Genomic DNA, 17,581 nt, shown 5'->3' on the forward strand with positions numbered 1-17,581 from the left:
GAACATGACTACTGGTTTTGGCTTGAGCATTGCTAGCGGCAAGGATTTTCTGCCAACCATCCGCATCAACGGCAAGGATGGTGGCGTCGAGCGATCGACATGGGATGGCAGCGAGCGTGGTCTCGAAGTGGTCGAGGACCTCGTCTGCCTGATGGACTGGGCCACACTGCAGGTCGGCTGGGTCGAATTTACAGACAAGGGCCCCGACAAGCGGCTGGTAACAATTGGCGATCCGCTGCCCGACCGCCCCTCCGAAAAGCACAAGCAGGGCGTGCAGGTGGTTGTCTATCTGCCGGGCGGTCTTGGTTGCCATGAAATCTGTTCGACTGCGATCGGTGTCGTCGGCGCGCTGGAGCGCATCTATGAGACGAGCATCGCCGCACCTGAATGGCAGCAAGGCAAGGTACCGGTGGTGCGCTTGAGCGAGTTCATCAAGGAAAAGACCAAGCATGGCAATCGCGCCGTGCCGGTCTTCGAGATTCTCGACTGGAAAGATCGCCCCGCAGAACTCGGTGAACACAAGGCCACGCCGAAGCCGCGTGCAGCCATGCCGGCTTCCCCCAGCCCGAACCGTCCGGCTGCGACCGGCTCAACCCAGATGACGCCGCCCGCGTCCGTCACCCGCGCCCCGGTGCCGGACTTCGGATGAGCGTCGAGGGGATCGGGAGGCGGCCACCTTCCGATCCCCGCACACCACCACGAAACAATGATCCTGGACATGGGGCGCGCGTGCAATGACCGTAGAACTGCCAGATGATTTTGCAAGTGCCTGTCAGTGGGCTGACAGCTATCGCGCGCTCAGGCTTGCGGTGATCCCTGCTGCCGGCCGGGAAAAGATCCCGGTCGGCAAATGGCGTGAGTTCCAGACCGGCATTCCACAGACCGTCCATGAGCGCTGGTACGGCGACGACGGTGAACATCGCGCCAATTATCGCATGGGTTTTCTGACCGGTGCTGCCTCGCTCGGCGATGGCTGGAAGCTACTGGTCATTGTTCTTGACGAGAAAGGCACAGTATCCGGCTCCGCGACTTGGGATCACTGGATTGCCGACAATGAGCTCGGCTGCGATCCTAAAACGTGGCGCGCCCGCACCGGCGGTGGCGGTCAGCACATTTACTTCCGCTATCCCGAGCATCTTTCCATCCGGAATACGCAGGAGACAATCGCCGGCATCGATGTCCGCGCCGAGGGTGGGTTTGTCATTGCTCCGCCGTCGCGACATCAGAATGGCAAGCAATATCTCTGGATCTTCTCGCCCTTCGACACCGATCTGGCCGAAGCGCCGCAATGGCTGCTGGACAAGGTCGGGGCAACGGAGGCGCTGCCACTGGCGGCTGCGCCAGCCCAGCCATCGGCACTGTTATCATCACCTCCGCATGTCCAGACGGCGACAGCGGCGGCCGATCCCTCCGCACCACCACAACAGGCGACCGATGCCTGGGGGCATATCGTCGATGGCCGCGACGCTTACATGCGCGACATGGTCTGGGCAGCGATCGTCGACTGGTATCGCGAATGCCCGATCCCGCCTACTGCCCCTGAAGTCGAGCAGAAACTGCTCGAGATTTACACTGTCTATGAGCGCAAGGTGCGTCCGCAGGAGGCTGGAAACACGCTCGAGGGCGAGGGACGCGGCCTTTCTGCCTTTCGCGAAAAATGGGCCTACGCCATGCGGCAGTGGGACACCAAGGTTGCAGCGGCGGCAAAGCAGCACGTTATCCAACCAGCCGACGACGCTGATACCGTGACGGGGGATCATGATGCTGCCGATCCCGTCGATCTGTGGTCGAAACTGGCACCACCTTCACTACCGACCGGCCTCCTGCCACGCCAGATCGAGGCTTTCGCTCTCAATGAGGCCGAGCAGATGGGCGCGGATCCAGCCGGACTTGCCATGGCTGCGCTGGCAGTTTGCGCAGCTGCCATTCCAGATCGCGTCAGGATCAAGGTCAAGCGGCACGGCCACTGGTACGAAAATGCACGCCTGTGGATCGCGCTGATCGGTTCGCCCAGCACCAAGAAAAGCCCGATCATCGGTCAGGCCGTGCGGCCAATCGCACGGCTTGATACGACAATGATGCGGAGATTTCTGGCCAAGCTGGCGGACTATAACGAACTGACGAAAGACGAACGGAAGGGGACCGAACGCCCACGCCAGCGTCGCCTGCGTATCGAAGACACTACGATCGAGGCGGCGCAGGAGGTGCTCAAGGATAGCCCCGATGGTGTGCTGCTGATCCAGGACGAGCTTTCCGGCTGGTTCGGCGCCATGGACAAATACAACAGCGGCGGGCGTGGGGCGGCCAAGGACCGGGCCTTCTGGCTGCAATCCTTCAACGGCGGTCAATATGCGGTCAACCGCATCGGCCGTGATTCTGCGCTGATCGAGAACCTGTCTGTCTCGATGCTGGGCGGCATCCAGCCTGAAGCAATAGCCTCCGTTGCAAAGGAAAGCGTTGATGACGGTTTGCTCCAACGCTTGCTGCCCGTCGTCCTGCAGCGCGCCTCCGTCGGCAAGGACGCGCCGATTACCAGTACCACCGAACGTTACGAGGCGCTGGTGGAGCAGCTGACCGCGATCAACATTTCTGGCATCGCGTCGTTCGGCAACAGCCACGACGCGCAGGAATGCCTGACGCTCTACTTCTCCGATGAGGCGCTGACCATTCGCGAGGAACTGGAAGCCCGACATCTGGCCTTGATGGACATTGAGGGCATCAACCGCAAGCTTGCCTCACATATCGGTAAATATGACGGCATCTTCGCCCGGCTCTGCCTCGTCTGGCACTGCATCCTCAACATCAACCGCGGCGTCATCCCGCCAGAAATATCGGCTGAGACGGCTACCCGCGTCGCAACATTCCTGCATGAGTTTGTGCTGCCACATGCCGCTGCTTTTTATACATCTGTGCTCGGCCCGTCATCGGAACTCGAAGAACTCCAGGCCATCGCCAGCTATATCCTGACCGCCGGGCTGAAAATCATCACGATGCGCGATTGCCAGCGCGGCGTTCATGCCATGCGCTCGCTAGACCGGTGGCAGTTCCAGCGCCTGATGGAGCGGCTCGAGAGCCTTGGGTGGGTCACGCAGATTGATCCGCCGAAGAACTCCAGCGCCCCACGCTGGGCGATCAATCCACGCGTCCACGATCTTTTCCAGCAGCGCGCCGCCGCCGAGGCCGCACGCAAGGGCAAGATCAAGGTCGCCTGGCAGGCCCTGTCAGAAATCCAGGAGAAATGAGGATGTCACCACTTGTCGAGACGAAAACCGTCAGTTTGTCACTGCTTGTCGCTACGCGTGTGATGCACATATTAAATTCGTCTGTTCTCCCTCATTCGGCTGGAATTTATCTGTCTCGTGCGCGCGTAGCGACAAGTGGTGACAACCCCAACACAGGGAGTGTTCACCATGGCCTATGACTTCGACACCGCCCGGGTGGCGACCAAGCCGAAATCCGAGATCGTCGTCGACATGATGGCAGCGTTGCACAAGCTCGATGCGCTGGCGCGCGACATGGAACGCAAATGGGGCGCGTGCCGTCTGCCAGCACTGGTGCCCGACGATCTGGCGAGGCGGTTCTATTCGCAGCATCGCAAGGTCTCGCTGGCGTTGCGCGAGGGGCGCAACCAGGATGCGCTTCATGAGATCAAGCGCATGGTGACGGCGTGGCGGTTCCTCGATCGCGAGGCCGACCGTCTGGGCGCAAAGCCGGTCCATCCTGCCGTCTGGGAGGTCGCGCTTTCCGATGGCACCGTGGCGGCAATCGTTCAGGACGAGGATTCTGCGGCGGCCGTCGATCCGCAGGACCGCGCCATGAAGGTCTACATGCTGTCCGAGATCGCTCGTCTGATCGAGGCCATGCCAACGGTGATGGCAATCAAGGAGGAATGGCCTGGCGCCAGGGTCGCGCCGACACGCACGATCACTGCCGACAATTACTGGTGGGAGCATGGCGATGAACTGCCGTTTTGATCAACCCCGCAGCCGTGATGGGTGTGATCTGATCTGGACACCCAAGCAGGTCGAGGTACGGCTTGCTGAAGCTGCGGTCGTGCTGCAGCGATTGCCTAAGCCGCGTCGACAGGGATATTTCAACACATGGCCTCGTCACAGCTATGAATTCGGCGACCTCGTGGAGCAAGAGCCACGGCAAACATCATTGCCACCACCATCACCTGCTGAGATTTCACGCATGGAAGAGACGCTGACATGGACGATCGGCCTGGATCCGATCGATGGCAGGATTATCTGGTTGCGCGCCCACAACACGCCATGGAAGGCGATCTGCTGGAAGGTTGGCCTGCAACGGTCCGCAGCGAATGAGCGGTGGCAATATGGGCTCTGCGTGATAGCGATGAAGCTGAACCGGCTACCGGTGCCGAAGAACCGCTCTCGCAGATACATCATCGATTGGCTGCGGGAGGTCCGGTCGCCAGGTGATTGAGCTCCGGTAATGAACAGAAACGGGCCACCAGGTTTCAGGCTCGGCCGTTATCAGGCTCTTCAAATCCACTTGACCGTGGCGTTCTCCAGCGGTCAGGATAGGTGATCAGCTATCGGGAGGGTAAGGCGTGCCGATAGAGGGATTTAGAGCAACTCGCTCTCTCCTGCGGGAGTTTTTCGAGGCCGTCCCGGGAGCGGTGTACGCAAAGGATCGCGCGGGTCGGATCCTGCTTGGGAACGAAACCTTCGCAAAGGCTGTTGGTTGGCCGTCGGGCGGTTTTATCGGAAAAGACGATCTCGAGCTCCTGGCAGACAAGGATCTGGCCCGCACGATCATGGAGAATGATCGGCGCATAATGGCCGGACAATCCCGATGCCAGATCGAGGAAATACTGCAGGCGGAGGATGGCAGCATTTCCTATTGGTTGTCGACAAAGACGCCCTTTACCGATGACGAGGGAAAGGTTGTGGGCCTTGTGGGCGTTTCGATCGACATCACAGAGCGAAAGCGCCTCCAGGAGCGGGAGCGGCTCCTCGCCCGGGAGATCGAACATCGCAACAAGAACTTGTTTGGCGTCGTGCAAAGCGTTGTCCGACTGACGAAAGCAGCCACGGCAGAAGAGTTCCGTGAAGCGGTAATCGGCCGGCTTGAAGCACTTAGTCGGGCCCAGGCCATTTTAACGCGAGAGCTCCAGCAACAGGTAGGATTGCGAGAATTGCTGCTCGAAGAACTGGCAGCCTACAGCATCAATATCGCTGATCGGGTTCGTCTGGAGGGACCTCCCGTTTCCGTTGCCGCGGAGGCGGCACAGCCCCTTGCTATGGCATTTCACGAATTGGCTACCAATGCTGCCAAATACGGAGCCTTTGCCGATGCATCAGGTTCGCTCGACCTGATTTGGGAGCTCCCCCGGCAAAGCAGTACGCAACTGGCGATTGAATGGAGGGAGCTCGGCGGCCCTCCCGTCAAGATGCCGGCTCAACAGGGCTTTGGCACAAGATTGATCCATTCCGTAGTGGAACAGCAGCTTCAAGGGACACTCTCGTGGATCTGGGAGCCGAACGGGCTGCGCTGCCTGATTTCATTACCGATAGAGAGCATTGCAACGACTCGTGGGCCGTAAGAGATCAAGACATCATCGTATAGTCCCGGCTTGAAGTGGATGAATGTCCGCCGGACATTCCGGGGGCGGACAGAAACGGCTCTGATGGGGTATATTCTGACTATGCTCGCGAGAGTAGCGCGCCTGCGGCGGAGATGATCCTCGCGGGCGTTGTTGTTTCCGGCACCATCGTTCGCATCATCGAGATCACCACCATGCCCGTTCGACCCCCCATCCACCGTCCGGCTGGATGGCGTGAACAGCGTGAGCGCGACCGGGACCATGACAGCAAGCGGGTTCCGGCTGTCCGCGCGCTTTACCGCTCGAAGCGGTGGCGGAGAGAACGGATGGCATTTCTGCGTGCGCATCCGCTCTGCATCGAGTGCCGTCGTCATGACGTGATCCGTCCGGCAACGGTCGTCGACCACATCGATCCGCACCGCGGCGATGAAGCGGTGTTCTGGGATCGGACCCGGTGGCACGCGTTGTGTGCGTCCTGTCACAGCCGGAAGACAGCGAGCCAGGATGGCGGTTTCGGCAACCCTGTGCGCGCCACGCCGTCGAAAGGAGCATGGCGATCGCGAGCCTGAGCCCCCCCCGGGGCCTGAAAGTCGGGGAGCTTTCGATCGCAGACCAGGGCGCGCAAGAAAAACATGCGTGGCCAAAATGGCGCATGGGGGGTGCTGAGATAAGATGTTGAATTCATTGGATGCAGAAAATGGCAATGGCAGAAGCTGCGGGTAGCGCTACGCGCGCAACATTCGCCAGCTCGCCGTCGAATATCGGCAGATCGGTGCATTCGTTCGCCTGCATCAACCCGCAGTTCGCGACTGATTGATCTGCCCGCGATCTACGAATGGCAAAGTTAAGACAGCATCGCATCCGCGTTTGTCGGGAATGCGGGCGGACTGAATCTGTACGCCGGGACAACCACTCCGACCGCTGCAAAAATTGCGCAGCCCGCGAATCTGGAGCCAAGGGGCTAGCCACCATACGCGCACGTCGCATTCTTGCGACGTGTATTCATTGTGGCTTCAGATATCCGATATCATCATCGGCCGCACGGTTGGCGCGGCCGAGATATTGCTCACGGGCATGTCGCAGTCAGGCGGTCCGCATTGCCCGTATCTGCCAGACCTGTGGCGAAGGTTTCGAAGTGCTCCGTAGCGCTTTGTCGGGACGCACGAACGCCCGTGGCAAATTCTGTTGCCGCCGCTGTTATGAACAACATCTATGCCGTACCGAACGGGTATCTGGCCGGGGGTCTCGATGGAGAGTTCATCGACGGGAGGCGATCCGCAAAGCTCCCTTTTGCGCGCTCTGTGGTCGGCTCCGAAAACTTGAAGTGCATCACATCATTCCCTTCCGGCTGACACACGACAACACGCAGACCAATCTCATTCCGCTATGCAAATCCTGCCACAAGCGAACAGAGAACATTTTCCTGGAAGTGGAAGCCACTGCACCGGATTGGAAGATCGCAAAACTTGCACTGCGCTCCAGCCTCAAGGAGCGCCAGACCGTCACCCTGATGAAGCTGAGAATACTTGAAAGAAAACTCCATGAACGAATTGCATCTCGAACATTGGCCGCTTGATCGGCTGATCGAGTACAGCCGAAATCCGCGTCGCAATGATGATGCGGTTGAGCAAATGGTCGGCGCAATCATGGAATTTGGGTTTCGCATCCCGATCATCGCGCGCAGCGATGGCCTTGTGGTTGACGGTCATCTGAGATTGAAGGCTGCTCGTCGGCTGGAGCTGGACAGTGTCCCAGTCGTTCTCGCCGACGAACTGAGTGAAGCGCAGATCAAGGCATTTCGCCTCCTGGCGAATAAATCTGCCAATTGGGCCGAGTGGGACGAGGACCTGCTGGCGCTCGAGCTCTCCGACCTGCAGGAGACCGGCTTTGATCTCGGCCTGACCGGCTTTGATGACGACGAATTGCAGGATCTGCTCTACGGCAACCGCGGCGAACAGGATGGGCTGACCGAGGATGACGCCATTCCAGAGGTGCCGGCAACGCCGGTCACCCGACGCGGCAATCTCTGGCTCCTCGGCGACCATCGTTTGCTATGCGGTGACAGCACGGATCCAGCAGATGTCACCCGCCTGATGAACGGCGAGCGCGCGGCGCTGTTCGCCACCGACCCGCCCTATCTCGTCGATTATGACGGCACCAACCATCCGACGAAAAAGAACGCCTCAAAGCGGGCGAAGAAAATTGCCAATAAGGATTGGTCCGAAGACTACATCGAACAGCCGCACTGGGATGATTCCAGTCAGGGGCCCGAGTTTTATGAAGCCTTCTGCCGGGTAGCAATCGACCATGCTATCGAGGAGAACGTTGCATGGTATTGCTGGCATGCTTCACGCAGGCAACGGATGCTGGAGAATGTCTGGGACCAGTTCGACGTCCTGCATCACCAGCAGATCATCTGGGCCAAATCCCGTCCGGTGCTGACCCGCTCGGTGATGCTGTGGGCGCACGAGCCGTGCCTGTTCGGCTGGCGCCGTGGCAAGAAGCCGAGGATCAACCGCGAGGGCTTTGAGAACTGGCCGACGACGGTGTGGAACATCCCGTCCTCCGAAATCGAGACGCGCGAGCATCCGACCTCGAAGCCGGTGCGCGTGTTCACGCTGCCGATGCAGCTGCATACCCGTCCGGGCGATATCTGTTACGAGCCATTCTCCGGCTCCGGCTCGCAGCTGATTGCCGGCGAAAGGACCGGCAGGAGGGTCTACGGGCTGGAACTGTCGGAAGCCTTCTGCGACGTCGTCGTGAAACGCTGGCAGGATTTTACCGGCAAGGCGGCGACGCTCGAAGGCGATGGCCGCAGTTTTGAGGAGGTTGCCGCCGAGCGCGTGCCGGAAAAGGCTGACGCTGCATGAAGCAGTCGCGCACCATGTCGCTGGTGGAATCGCTCACCAATGTTGCCGTCGGTTACGGCATCGCGGTCATCACCCAGATCGTGGTGTTTCCGCTGTTCGGATTGTCCACGACGCTCGCCGAAAACATGACGATGGGCGCCATCTTCACCGTCGTGTCGATCGCGCGCAGCTATTGCCTGCGGCGGATGTTCGAAACTAAGTTCGACGAATAGATCAAAATTGCGGTGCTAGAAACGTCGTGGAGTAAAATTGAAATGGCATTTGAAGCGACTCTACAAGCTCGGTTGGGCAATCTAGAAATTCGCGACGGACCGATCGACGCGATGTATCGGGCTACTTATCCGGTTTTTCTCGACTATTTTCAGCAGCGCATCGCGGTCCCGAATTTGACCGAGAATGATGCCAAAATAGCTGTCACTCTTGTTTATGCATGGATGACGCCAGCCAAATTGAATACCGAACATTGGTCAAACTTTAATATCGCCAAGGACGCGTTGCGGGAATTGACAGCGGGAATGGTACTGAACCTCGATCAGTTGAAACAAATTAAATCTTTTGTAGGCGGATCATTAATAGCCACTTCCAAATTTCTTCATTTGCTCGATCCTAACCGGTTCGCAATCTGGGATCGGCGTGTTGCCTATGCAGGCTACCGATACAGGTATCATTCACAGTACAACCGCAACGATGCTTATCTAACTTATTTGGACGATCTGAAGGAACTTGCGCTATCACCACACGTCGACAGACTCGTTTCCAACGCGCTCAATGATGCAAGCGAAGTACGTAAGAAGGAATTTGCGCTGTTCCATTTGGGCATCCAGGAGACTGCAACATAGTTGGCGGCGCCATCACAGGAGTCATGACATGGCCGGCCGCAAGCCGCTGCCGACGCATCTGAAGCTGGTCAAGGGTACTGCCCGACCACACCGCATGAACAAGGCAGAGCCACAGCCGGTGGTTGCAGTTCCCGCGCCGCCGGATCATCTTGATGAGGAGGCAAGTACCAAGTTTACCGAAATGGCTGAGCTGCTCGCCCGGCACGGCGTCATGACCGAGCTCGATACCGGTGCGCTTGCTCGTTACGTCGTGATCTGGCGCCGCTGGCTGGAAGCCGAAGCTGAAGTCAAACGCCGCGGCCATGTGGTGAAGACGTCCAACGACAATATCATCCAGAACCCGTTTCTCAGCGTGGCCAACAAATGCCTCGCACAGATGCACCAGATCGAGGCCGAGTTTGGCCTGACGCCATCCAGCCGTTCACGCATCCGCGTGGCGGAGCCAGCTGAAACTACCGACCCCTTCGAGGATTTTTTAACCCGTGGCCGCAAGAAATAGATCGCGATCTGGCAAGAATTCCTGCCCGGTCACGGCCTATGCTCGCGCTGTGGTCAGCGGCAAGATCATTGCCGGTCATCTGGTGAAACTGGCCTGTGAGCGGCATCTCGCCGACCTCAAGCTCGGCGGCAAGCGTGGCCTCGTCTGGGATGTTGATGCCGCGCGTCATGCGATCGACTTCTTTGGCCATCTGCGCCATTCCACTGGCGAATGGGCCGGTGAACCGTTCGTGCTGCAGGACTGGCAGCAGTTCGTCGTTGGCTCGCTTTATGGCTGGAAGCGCAAGACCCGTTCGGGCCAACATTACCTGCGCCGTTTTCGTACGGCCTATGTCGAGGTGGCGCGCAAGAACGGTAAATCGGTGCTGCTGGCAGGGACCGCACTTTATGCCCTGATCGCCGATGGTGAACCGGGAGCGCATGTCTATTCGGCTGCCACTACTCGGGATCAGGCGCGGATCGTCTTTGGCGAGGCCGAACGCATGGTGGCGGCAAGTGCGGCGCTGCAAGCAAGGATTACCAGGACCGTGAACAATCTCGCCGTGCTGCCGACCTCGTCCTGGTTCCGGCCACTGTCAGCCGATGCCACCAAGATGGACGGATTGAACATTCACTTTGCCGCGGTCGATGAAGTCCATGAACATCCAGGCCCTGAGATCATCCAGAAGCTGAACACCGCCACCGGAGCACGGCGCCAGCCATTGATCTTTGAGATCACCACCGCAGGCTATGATCGCCATTCCGTCTGCCGCCAGCATCACGAATTCTCGGTCAAGGCACTGGAAGGCACGCTGCCGACGGACTCATCCGACAGCTGGTTTGCCTATATCGCCACCATTGATGATGGCGATGACTGGACCGATCCTGCGGTCTGGGTGAAGGCGAACCCGAGCCTTGGCGTCACCGTCAAGGTGGATGATCTGAAACGCCAGATCGATGAGGCGAAGGAAATGCCGGCGCAGCAGAACGCCATCCGGCGATTGCGGCTGAACGAATGGACCGAGCAGGTCACGCGCTGGCTCGATATGGCAGTGTGGGAGGAAGGAGGCCTGCCAGCCTCAACCGACTGGCGCATCGTCAAGCACGAGCTGGAGGAGCTCGAACAAAAACTGCTTGGGCGTGAATGTTTTGGTGGGCTAGACCTTGCCCGCGTCAACGACCTCTCGGCCTTCGTGCTGGTGTTTCCGCCGACACTCGATGATGAACTCGAGGCGCTTGCCAACAAATGGATCGTCACCTGCCGCTTCTTTATCCCCGAGGACGACATATTACGCCGCGTGCGCCGTGACCGCGTGCCCTATGATGTCTGGCGCGATCAGGGATTTTTAACAGCTACCCCCGGCAACGCTACCGACTTTGCCTTCGTGGAAAAAGAAATCCTGGATCTTGCCTCCCGCTATGACCTGCGCGAGCTTTCCTATGATCGCACCTTTGCCGGCGAGATTGTCCAGCATCTGCAGGATGAAGGCTTGAACCTCGTCCAGTTTGGTCAGGGGTTCCTCAGTATGGCAGCACCAACAGCAGAACTGGAGCGCCTCGCAGTATCACGCGCGCTCTGGCATGGTGGCCATCCGGTGCTGCGCTGGAATGCCTCGAACGTTGCGGTACGCCATGATCCGGCCGGCAACATCAAGCCGGACAAGGAACGATCGAAGGAACGCATCGACGGCATTGTTGCGATCTGCAACGCGCTCGGGCGCGCGCTGGTGCGTGACGTCAATGCCGGCCGCTCGGTCTATGAGAACCGCGGCATCCTGATGCTGTAGCGGCGGCTGCCTGGAAGAAGAGAACCGATGGCATTCTGGTCGAACTGGTTCGCTGGCACGAAGTCGCCGGCTGCAGCGCCGCGCGCCTCATTGCAGGGCGCGGGCGGCGGCCTCGTCCTTCGGACCAGTGCAGAGTTTGAGGAGGCGCTGCGCACGGGATCGCTCACGGCATCCGGAACGCGCGTTACTCCCGATACCGCGATGCGGGTGGCCGCCGTCTATGCCTCGATCCGCATCATTGCCGGTGCCGTTGCCACCTTGCCGTTGCACATCAAGCGCCGGGTCGATGCGCGCACCCGCGAAGATGCGTCCGATACACCGATCTGGACGGTTCTGCGGAGAAAGCCGAACCGCTGGCAGACACCCTCGCAGTTCCGCCGCATGCTGCAGGCGCATCTGCTCTTGCGCGGCAATGCCTATGCAATGATCGTGCGCTCGCGTGGCAATGTACAGGAACTGATCCCGCTGCATCCCGATCGGATCGAGGTCAAGCAACACGACGATCTGGCGCTGGAATATCTTTATACGCGCCAGGACGGCCGCAGGATCCAGTTGGCACAGGCAGAGATGTTCCATCTCGTCGGGCTGACGCTGGATGGTGTCCATGGTGTCTCGCCAATCACCTATGCGCGCGAGACGATTGGCCTGTCGCTCGCCATGGAAGATCATGGCGCGGCGACCTTCCGCAATGGCGCCCGCGTCAGCGGTGTCCTGAAGCACCCGAACAAACTCGGGCCGGAAGCGATCGCCAATCTGAAGGCGGGTCTGGAAGAGTTCCGCTCCGGCGGCGAGCAGGAAGGCAAGAACCTGATCCTTGAAGAAGGCATGGACTATGCCCGCATCGCCATGACGGCCGAGGATGCGCAGTGGATCGAGAGTCGAAAATTCTCGCGCTCCGACATCGCCATGTTCTTTGGCGTGCCGCCACACATGATCGGCGACACCGAGAAATCGACCAGCTGGGGCACCGGCATCGAGCAGCAGTCGATCGGCTTTGTTGCCTATACGCTCGAAGATCACCTGACCATGTGGGAAGAGGCCATCAACCGCGATCTGGTTGGTGCGGACGACACGCTTTATGCCCGCTTCAACCGGGCAGCCCTCGTCAAGGGCGACATCAAGGCCCGCTGGGAGGCCTACGTCAAAGGCCTGCAATGGGGCGTGTGGAGCCCGAACGAAATCCGGGCGCTAGAAGACGAGAACCCACGCGAGGGCGGTGACGTCTTTTATCCACCGCCGAACACCGCTGGCACTCCGGCAACTGAACCAGGAGCCCAGTGACTACCATCGAGAGTGTCACCTACTTCGATGCCGATAATCTCCAGCAGACACTGGACGCGAGCGTCTACTCTCTGTTTGCCGATGCTTGTGCCGCCTAGTTGTCGCTTCAGCCGGGCCGATCCTGGCCTTCAGTCTATCGGCGCTGTGATGCCGTCTCGATCACCTTCACGGCCGGCTATGGCGCGACAGAGGACATTCCGGAACCCATCCGGCAAGCCATCCTGCTCATCGTACAGCGTCTATTCGACGGAGCCGGAACCGAGGTGGATGCGGCCATCGACCGTGCCGTCCACGCGCTCATTTCGCCATACCGGACGCGGCAGCTCTGATGGCCAACATATCCGCCAATGACCTGCGCGACCGCGTCAGCCTCGAGAAGCGCGAGGAGATCGATGATGGTTATGGAAATATCGTCACTGGTGATTGGACCGCTCAGTTCGAGCGCGATGCTTGCATCATTCCCTCCAAGGGCGGCGAGACAGTCGTTGCCGCCCGGCTGCAAAGCGTCCAGCCGGCGCTGATCATTGTGCGTTATGACGCCGAGACATTGACCATCACGCCGGACTGGCGCCTGATAGATCTACGCTCCGGCGCCATCTACAATATCCGCACATCCGCTGACATGGAACGCCGCGGCCGCTGGTGGACCATGTTGTGTGAAGAGGGTGTGGGAACGTGAGTGGCGCAAAACCCAGCGTGGCAGCACCTCGTCCTGGGAATGGCGCCCGGCCATGTCGTGAATGGTGCTGTTCTCTGGTCGTGCAACGGTCTCATCTTACCCATCGCCAATGCCAGCGGTAGCGCGTCGATCGGGCTGCTCCTGCTGCGTTGGGGTACCCGATCGCCAGCGTTGCTGACGCGATCCCCGTGGCAACTCGATGCAAAGCCGAGACGCACCGTGTCATAGGCACCGGCGCGATGGGGTCATGGTAGGCTTCGCGACAATAGCACGAGCGAACTTGTTTTTTTCAAAAGACCCGCGATCAGTTCTCCCAAGCGCCGTATTTTTCGCGGGCGAATGCAGGTGTGACATACCCATTCCTGATGTCTGCCTCAATACGGTCGCGGGCGCGCTTGTTGGGATTTCCGTAACCACCTGCACCGGACAGCCTGAAACTAAGGATGTCGCCAGGCTCCACATCCATGACCGCCTTAGACGCCAGTTCCGTCTCAACCCCATCGCGGATCAGCACGGTCGTCGAAAGTACGCCAGGATCTCCGCCCTCGAGCCCGTAAGGCGCAAATTTATGGCGATCGCCGAGCAGAGTGACGACGCCGTAGTCCCGCACTTCGACATCCTTGCGGACCGCGCAGCCGCCGCGAAACTCTCCGGCTCCGCCGCTGTCTGCCATATATTCCAACCTGCGCACGAGCACCGGACAGTTCGCCTCATGAACTTCGATAGGAATGTTGGCACTGTTCATCACCGCCGCGATTCCTTCCTGTCCATCATGCCCGGCGCGGCCACCGAACCCTCCCACAATTAGATCGTACATCAGCCACTTCGAGCGTGATTTGTGATTGCTGCCGATATTGGGGTTGCACCAATGCGTGCATGCACCTCTAACCTTCTCGGGTACGGCCTTAGCCATAGCGCCATTGATCGCGTCAAACATTCGCATCTGGACTGACGCGCGGCCGCCGCTTGCCGCCGGGAATCGCGCATTGAAGAAGCTGCCTTCGCGCGCTATGGTGTGCACAACACGCGACGTGCCAGCGTTTTGAGGCATATCGAAGCCGGCGATGATGCGCATCGTAAACATGGCATAGGCGCGGGTGTAGTTGATGTAGCAGTTGAGCCCGGCCGGAACTTGATCGCTACTGCGCGAGAAGTCGACCGTTGCCTCGTCATCGCGAATGGTCACGTCGACACAGACCAGCACCGGCTCGGTTCCCGGCCCATAGTCATCCAGCCTATCATCGAACGAATAGGTGCCATCCGGCAGAGCTGCGATCAGTTCACGTGCACGCGCCTCAGAAGCGTTAAGTATCGCTTCTATAAACACGTCCATTTGAGCGAAACCTACCTCACGGAAAAGTTCGGCAAGACGCTTTCCGCCAACATAGTTGGCGTTCTGCTGCGCCCGCAAGTCCCCCTGCATCTTATCCGGATGACGCACATTGCCGAGAATCACGGTCAGAATGTCGGCATTCAGCTTGTGCTCACTAGCGATCCGCACGGGAAGCACACGAAGCCCCTCTTGGTAGGACTCAGTGACACCCTGCACGGCCTGCGAACCGGGCTGGGCACCCCCGACGTCTATATGGTGCGCTGATGTGACTACGTAGCCGACGATACAGCCGTCGCTAAATACCGGCATCATCATGAAGAAGTCAGGAAAATGGCTGCCGCCAATGAATGAGTCGTTGGTGCAGATCATATCTCCATCGCGCAGTGTATGTTCCGGGAATCGCGCAAGCAGGTGTTCGACGACGTAGGGCATTGCACCAAGGTGGCCCGGCGTGAAATTGCCCTGCGCGACCAGTCTGCCACGACGGTCGAAGAGCCCGGTGGAGAAATCGTCCCCCTCACGCACAGCCTCTGAATAAGCTGTACGGCGCAGCGCAGCGCCCATATCCTCAGTAATGGAGATCAACTTGTTCCAAATGACTGTGAGTGTGACCGGATCGACCTTGTTCTTGGTTATGGCGTTCATGTCAGTTCTTCTTCTGATTGATCGTCAGTATGAGGTGACCGTTCCGACTCACGGACGCTACATCGCCGGGCAGGACGATCGTTGTAGATTCTCGGTCTTCGATCAGCGCTGGACCCGGAATCGTCTGGTCGGAGCAAAGCGCATTTCGTCTGTAGACAGGCGTTTCGAGGAACCCGCCTGCTTCGGGAAAGTAAGCTGAACGAGATCGGACAGTGCGATCCGTCTCCGTTCGAGATTCTTCTCGCCAGGATGGCACTTTAGAGCGAGGAACAAGGGCGGTTAGGTGCCAGTCGACGCCGTCCATGGAAGCGCCCGCATCGGTGTAGCCATATTGAGCGGAGTAAGCTCTTTCAAATGCTTCACGCGCGGCGGTCATGAAACCCTCGTCGATCACGCAATCGGGCAGATCAACACGGATTTCGTAACCTTGTCCTCGGTACCGCATTGAACAGCTGCGCTTCCACACGACTGGAGAACCGTGTGGCGATACTTGCTCCAGCTCAAGCCGCAAGCGCTCCTCAAGACCAGCGAACACTTCCTGGATGGCGCTTTCCGCGCCTTTCTCAATGGGGATCAGCCGAGTCAGACTACTGTCTAGCTTCTGATCGGCTGCGAGCAGGCCGATTGCGGATCCCACGCCGGCTCCGTGGGGTACCAACACCTTAGGCACCCCCATGGAACGAGCCAACCGCGCGGCGCGAAGAGGGCCCGACCCGCCGAACGCGATCATCACATGTTGGCGAGGATCGCGACCACGTTCTACGGAGACCACGCGCATTGCACCCTCCAGATTACTGTTTGCCACGGAGTAAATTCCCCACGCGGCCTCCGTCCCGCTTAGCCCCAGCCGCCTGCCAATGTGCTCCGCTATCCCAGCGCGCGCGGCCTCGATGTCCAACCTCATCGCGCCTCCATTGAAGAAGTCGGGGTCCAGGTAGCCAAGCGCCACGTCAGCATCGGTGATAGTCGGCCTCTTGCCGCCCTTTGCGTAGCAGATTGGCCCGGGGATGGCGCTGGCACTCGATGGCCCTACCTTGATTAGCCCCATTGAAACTTCGGCAATGCTGCCGCCCCCGGAACCGATCTCTAGCAGTTCGATGGCAGTTATATTGAGCGGCAGGCCACTTCCCTTTCGAAAGCGGATCGTATCGACTTCGAACGTCGGAACGATTATCGGCTCGCCGTAGTCGATCGCGCCGAGCTTTGCAGTCGTGCCACCCATGTCAAATGTGAGTACGTGATCGACTCCTTCGTCGCGCGCGACTTGAGCGCACATAAGAACGCCAGCCGCTGGGCCGGACTCAACAATTCGTACCGGGTACGCACGAGCGACCGCAGGTGAGACGAGACCACCATTCGACTGCATGATCTTGAGGTCACAGCCGATTCCCTGGCTCGCGAATGCGGATTCCAAGCGGCCGAGGTACGCATCAACGATCGGCTGTACATAGGCATTTACCGTCGTCGTGGTGACTCGCTCGTACTCACGATATTTGGGTGTAACCTCGCAAGACAGAGAGACAGGAATGCCTGGAAGGTCACGTCGAAGCCGCTTCCCGACCTCCAACTCATGAGCAGAGTTGGCATAGGAATGCATGAACATTACCGCGACGGCTGAAAAATCCCCGCGTTCGATTGTGGACACGAGGGCGTCCAGTTCATCGACCGCCAGCGGCGTGATAATAGCACCCCCGGCATCGATCCGTTCAGTGAGTTCGAATATATCACATCGCTCTACGACCGGTTTCTGCTTTTCCAGGTTCATGTCGTTCGTGTCGGGGCGCTTCTGCCGTCCCATCAACACGATATCGCGAAATCCGCGCGTCGTGATCAGCGCAATGCGTGCGCCATCGCGTTCAAGTACAGCATTAGTGGCAACTGTAGTTGCGTGAAGCAACTCTGCGATATCGTCACGGCTTGCTCTGCCATTAGACAGCGTCTCAGCCATCGCAGCGATAACAGCTCTATCAGGAGACCCGGACGACGTCGGCACCTTCCAATACGCGGTTGATCCGTCCCGAGTGTCCTGCATTACGAAATCGGTAAACGTGCCGCCGATGTCAAACGCTATTCTGTACATTTCTCTACCTCAGTTTAGGCC

At 59.2% G+C, this 17,581-nt stretch carries 16 protein-coding genes; 14 read left to right on the top strand and 2 right to left on the bottom strand.

The features are described 5' to 3' along the window. The first annotated feature begins 4 nt into the window (after window positions 1-4). The 14 genes from HUS57_RS12720 (at window position 5) to HUS57_RS12790 (ending at window position 13,502) form a co-directional block, all read left to right on the top strand. Complete coding sequence (locus HUS57_RS12720; protein WP_173934288.1) at window positions 5-649, top strand: hypothetical protein; 645 nt, start codon at window positions 5-7, stop codon at window positions 647-649. An 85-nt stretch (window positions 650-734) separates the two neighbouring features. Beyond that, window positions 735-3,242 (top strand): DUF3987 domain-containing protein, encoded by a 2,508-nt coding sequence (locus HUS57_RS12725; protein ID WP_173934289.1) that lies wholly within the window; start codon window positions 735-737, stop codon window positions 3,240-3,242. Window positions 3,243-3,410: 168 nt separating this feature from the next. Beyond that, entirely contained in the window at window positions 3,411-3,974 is a 564-nt protein-coding gene (locus tag HUS57_RS12730; protein WP_173934290.1) for a hypothetical protein, read from the top strand. Beyond that, entirely contained in the window at window positions 3,958-4,446 is a 489-nt protein-coding gene (locus tag HUS57_RS12735) for a DUF6362 family protein (RefSeq protein WP_173934291.1), read from the top strand. The genes HUS57_RS12730 and HUS57_RS12735 overlap by 17 nt, the downstream gene beginning before the upstream one ends. Window positions 4,447-4,573: 127 nt before the next feature. Continuing rightward, window positions 4,574-5,569 (top strand): PAS domain-containing protein, encoded by a 996-nt coding sequence (locus HUS57_RS12740; protein ID WP_173934292.1) that lies wholly within the window; start codon window positions 4,574-4,576, stop codon window positions 5,567-5,569. Window positions 5,570-5,703: 134 nt separating this feature from the next. Next, on the top strand, window positions 5,704-6,138 hold the full coding sequence (locus HUS57_RS12745; RefSeq protein ID WP_210256075.1) for an HNH endonuclease: 435 nt from the start codon (window positions 5,704-5,706) through the stop codon (window positions 6,136-6,138). Between the two features lie 972 nt (window positions 6,139-7,110). Continuing rightward, entirely contained in the window at window positions 7,111-8,439 is a 1,329-nt protein-coding gene (locus HUS57_RS12755) for a DNA modification methylase (protein WP_173934293.1), read from the top strand. After that, complete coding sequence (locus HUS57_RS12760) at window positions 8,436-8,651, top strand: hypothetical protein (RefSeq protein WP_173934294.1); 216 nt, start codon at window positions 8,436-8,438, stop codon at window positions 8,649-8,651. The genes HUS57_RS12755 and HUS57_RS12760 overlap by 4 nt, the downstream gene beginning before the upstream one ends. A gap of 42 nt (window positions 8,652-8,693) precedes the next feature. Next, complete coding sequence (locus HUS57_RS12765) at window positions 8,694-9,278, top strand: hypothetical protein (protein WP_173934295.1); 585 nt, start codon at window positions 8,694-8,696, stop codon at window positions 9,276-9,278. Window positions 9,279-9,306: 28 nt separating this feature from the next. Further along, the gene (locus HUS57_RS12770; protein WP_173934296.1) at window positions 9,307-9,777 is read left to right on the top strand and encodes a phage terminase small subunit P27 family; all 471 of its coding nucleotides are present in this window, start codon (window positions 9,307-9,309) and stop codon (window positions 9,775-9,777) included. After that, on the top strand, window positions 9,761-11,542 hold the full coding sequence (locus tag HUS57_RS12775) for a terminase TerL endonuclease subunit (protein WP_173934297.1): 1,782 nt from the start codon (window positions 9,761-9,763) through the stop codon (window positions 11,540-11,542). Before HUS57_RS12770 ends, HUS57_RS12775 begins: the two co-directional genes overlap by 17 nt. A gap of 27 nt (window positions 11,543-11,569) precedes the next feature. After that, window positions 11,570-12,823, top strand: coding sequence for a phage portal protein (locus HUS57_RS12780; protein WP_173934298.1), 1,254 nt, complete (start codon window positions 11,570-11,572; stop codon window positions 12,821-12,823). A gap of 98 nt (window positions 12,824-12,921) precedes the next feature. Next, complete coding sequence (locus tag HUS57_RS12785) at window positions 12,922-13,152, top strand: head-tail connector protein (RefSeq protein ID WP_173934299.1); 231 nt, start codon at window positions 12,922-12,924, stop codon at window positions 13,150-13,152. Then, the gene (locus HUS57_RS12790) at window positions 13,152-13,502 is read left to right on the top strand and encodes a phage head closure protein (protein WP_173934300.1); all 351 of its coding nucleotides are present in this window, start codon (window positions 13,152-13,154) and stop codon (window positions 13,500-13,502) included. The genes HUS57_RS12785 and HUS57_RS12790 overlap by 1 nt, the downstream gene beginning before the upstream one ends. 304 nt (window positions 13,503-13,806) lie before the next feature. Here the strand turns inward: HUS57_RS12790 and HUS57_RS12795 are convergent, their stop codons facing one another. Both HUS57_RS12795 and HUS57_RS12800 read right to left on the bottom strand, forming a co-directional pair. After that, entirely contained in the window at window positions 13,807-15,480 is a 1,674-nt protein-coding gene (locus HUS57_RS12795) for a hydantoinase B/oxoprolinase family protein (protein WP_173934301.1), read from the bottom strand. Window position 15,481: 1 nt separating this feature from the next. Then, the gene (locus tag HUS57_RS12800) at window positions 15,482-17,560 is read right to left on the bottom strand and encodes a hydantoinase/oxoprolinase family protein (RefSeq protein WP_173934302.1); all 2,079 of its coding nucleotides are present in this window, start codon (window positions 17,558-17,560) and stop codon (window positions 15,482-15,484) included. Between the last annotated feature and the right edge of the window lie 21 nt (window positions 17,561-17,581).

It is taken from the genome of Chelativorans sp. Marseille-P2723, from assembly GCF_902809845.1.
Classification (GTDB): Bacteria; Pseudomonadota; Alphaproteobacteria; order Rhizobiales; family Rhizobiaceae; genus Chelativorans.